We start from the raw sequence: 3,208 nt of genomic DNA on the forward strand, positions 1-3,208 counted from the left end.
AAGAAGAGTATACGATTACCTTCAACGGTGGTCTAGTGCAGCGAAATAATGGAGAAATCCTCTCAAAAGTTGTCTTGGCACCAGAAGATGTCGCAACCATTCATGATGAAACAGCCCGTCTAGGCCTTCCGCTGGATGCTATCAGTGAGGGAACGGTTTATGAGATTCATGCAGATCGAAAGTCTCTCTATTCCCTTTACAATCCCTACCTGAACTTTATTGAAACAGATTTTAAAGACCTGCCATCCACGATTTCCTACAACAAGTGTGTGACAGCCGTCGATCAAGACTTTCTAGATGCAGCTATCAAGCAGATTAGGCCGGACTTATTTCAAGACTATGAAATATTTAAATCTCGGGAAATGTTGCTGGAATGGTGCCCTAAAAATGTTCACAAGGCGACAGGTTTAGAGGCACTGGCAACTATTTTGGGTCTTAAGGCAGATCAAGTCATGGCCTGTGGAGATGAAGCCAATGACCTGTCTATGATCCAGTGGGCTGGACTGGGGGTTGCCATGGGCAATGCGATTCCAGCAGTAAAGGAAGTTGCAGCGCTTGTGGCCCCTGTGACCAATGACCAAGATGCTGTCGCATGGGCGATTGAAAATTATGTGCTAAAGGAGAGTGAATAAATGGGATTATTTGATCGTTTATTTGGAAAAAAAGAAGAAACTGAAAAAGTGCTTCCGTCTTCTGAAGAAGTGGCGGAAAGTACGGAGATTGAAGAAACTGTCAAAGAGGAGCCGACGGCTACCCGAAATGACAAGGAAGAGCAAAAAATCGCTGATATGGAGGCTTATTACCAAGAGCTCAAAGCGCGGATTGCAGCCACTCATCAACCTGTTTCAACTGTCGCTCAAGAAGAGCCAGCAGAGGAACCTCATGTTGAAGAAATAGGAACTTCAGAGACTCATGAAGATCAAGCACCAGTAGAGGAGTCTCCAGTTGTCTTTGAACCTGCTCAAACAGAAGCAAGTCCTGAAGAAGTTTCACCACTAGCTGGTGAAACAGAGGAGACTGAGCCTCTTGAAGAAGAGAAAATTGAAGCGGAAGAAACTGAAAATGGTGAGGAAGCAGATGGGGCTAACGGTTCAGAAATGGAAGAAGAGTCACCGATTGCCTCTCCATCACCTGACGCTGAGCTAGTAGAAGAGAGCACGACAGAAGAGGAGTCTCCAGAACTAGTAGAAGCTCAGGATGAGGTTTCAGAACCTGAAGTATCAGAAGCGATCGCTCAAGTGGAGGAAACTTCTGAAGTAGCAGAAGCCGAGTCCAGACTTCCTCAAGGAGAAGCAGCATCAGCCGTTGAGGAAAGGATTGTTGAAAAGGCAGAGGCGCCAATTCCAGACAAGGTTGAGCCTCAGCAAGAAACCATTCAGGAAAAATACGATCGTAGCTTGAAAAAGACACGAACTGGATTTGGAGCACGTCTCAATGCCTTCTTTGCTAATTTCCGTTCAGTCGATGAAGAATTCTTTGAAGAATTGGAAGAACTCTTGATCATGAGTGACGTTGGGGTTCAAGTGGCCTCTAATTTAACCGAAGAGTTGCGCTATGAAGCTCGTTTGGAAAATGCCAAAAAACCAGATGCTCTCAAGCGCGTGATTATCGAAAAATTGGTGGACTTGTATGAAAAAGATGGCCAATTTAATGAAGCCATTCGTTTTCAAGATGGTCTCACGGTCATGCTCTTTGTTGGGGTCAATGGAGTTGGTAAAACCACCTCTATCGGGAAGTTAGCCCACCGCTACAAACAAGAGGGCAAGAAAGTCATGTTGGTTGCAGCAGATACTTTCCGTGCAGGAGCAGTGGCTCAACTGGCAGAATGGGGACGCCGTGTAGATGTTCCAGTTGTAACAGGTCCTGAAAAATCAGATCCTGCTAGTGTCGTCTTTGATGGAATGGAACGCGCGATCGCTGAAAACATCGATGTTCTGATGATTGATACAGCTGGTCGTCTGCAAAACAAGGACAACCTCATGGCGGAGCTTGAAAAAATCGGCCGGATTATCAAGCGAGTAGTGCCTGATGCACCGCATGAAACCTTGCTGGCCCTCGATGCATCAACTGGTCAAAATGCCTTGGTGCAAGCTAAAGAATTTTCAAAAATTACACCTGTGACAGGAATTGTATTGACCAAGATCGATGGAACGGCTCGAGGTGGGGTCGTCCTTGCGATCCGTGAAGAGTTGGACATCCCAGTGAAGTTGATTGGATTTGGAGAAAAGATTGATGACATCGGACCATTCCATTCAGAAAACTTCATGAGAGGCCTCTTGGAAGGCTTGATTTAAGAGTCGAATAGAAAAAGACAAATTGTTATTATGACAATTTGTCTTTTTGTTTCCTTGCGCTATCAAAAAAACCACCCGAAGGTGGCTTTCCTTAATTCTTAGGTTCAGGTTTCCAAACCCATTCGGCTCCGTATTCTGCAAGGAGATCATCGGATGCAGCTGGTCCCATGGATCCAGACTTGTATTCATAGAGCGGTGCTCCATTTTCGGCCCACAGTTTTTCGATCCGGTCAATCAATTGCCATGAAGCACGAACTTCGTGCCAGTGGCTGTAATTGGTTGAGTCATTGTTCAAAACGTCGAAAATTAATTTTTCATAAGGATCTGGTGAAGCTCCAGTTGCGGTCGCATCTGTTTCGTAATCAAAGGAAGTCGGTGCGATACTGAATTTTTCTCCGACCTCTTTTCCGTTGATGCTTAATGAGAAACCCTCATTTGGTTGGATATAAATGGTCAAGACATTTGGTTGCAAACTATGTCCAAAGATGGAGTCGGTTTGCTTGAAGACCACATTGACCATGGTTCCTTTTTGAGTCAAGCGTTTTCCGGTACGGAAGAAGAAAGGCACTCCGCGGAAGCGATCGCTATCAACAAAGAACGTACCAGAAGCATAGGTTTCTGTAGTAGATTCAGGGTCGACATTGGGCTCACTGCGATAAGAGATATCTTTTTTCCCTTCGATCGTACCTGAATGGTATTGACCACGGATAAAGAATTTCTTCAATTCGTCATCTGTCGGATTGTGCAATTGCTCAAAAACTTTAACCTTTTCTGCCCGAATCGCATCCTTAGTAAAGGTAGCTGGTTTATCCATGGCAAGCAAAGACAACAGCTGAAGGGTATGGTTTTGCACCATGTCCCGAAGGGCCCCCGAGTGATCATAGTAGCCACCGCGTTCTTCAACTCCTAAGCGT

3 protein-coding genes are annotated in these 3,208 nt (G+C 45.3%); 2 read left to right on the top strand and 1 reads right to left on the bottom strand.

Going from position 1 to position 3,208, the window contains the following annotated elements:
- Positions 1 to 632, top strand: a 632-nt coding sequence (locus SPADD19_RS01765) for an HAD-IIB family hydrolase (protein WP_061455049.1), incomplete at its 5' end; no start/stop codon positions are given.
- The gene (gene ftsY / locus SPADD19_RS01770) at positions 633 to 2,294 is read left to right on the top strand and encodes a signal recognition particle-docking protein FtsY (protein ID WP_061455050.1); all 1,662 of its coding nucleotides are present in this window, start codon (positions 633 to 635) and stop codon (positions 2,292 to 2,294) included.
- Between the two features lie 91 nt (positions 2,295 to 2,385).
- Here the strand turns inward: ftsY and SPADD19_RS12335 are convergent.
- A partial coding sequence (locus SPADD19_RS12335; protein WP_481906731.1) for a glucose-6-phosphate dehydrogenase occupies positions 2,386 to 3,208 on the bottom strand: 823 nt, incomplete at its 5' end.

This window comes from Streptococcus parasanguinis, assembly GCF_001578955.1.
Classification (GTDB): Bacteria; Bacillota; Bacilli; order Lactobacillales; family Streptococcaceae; genus Streptococcus; species Streptococcus parasanguinis_U.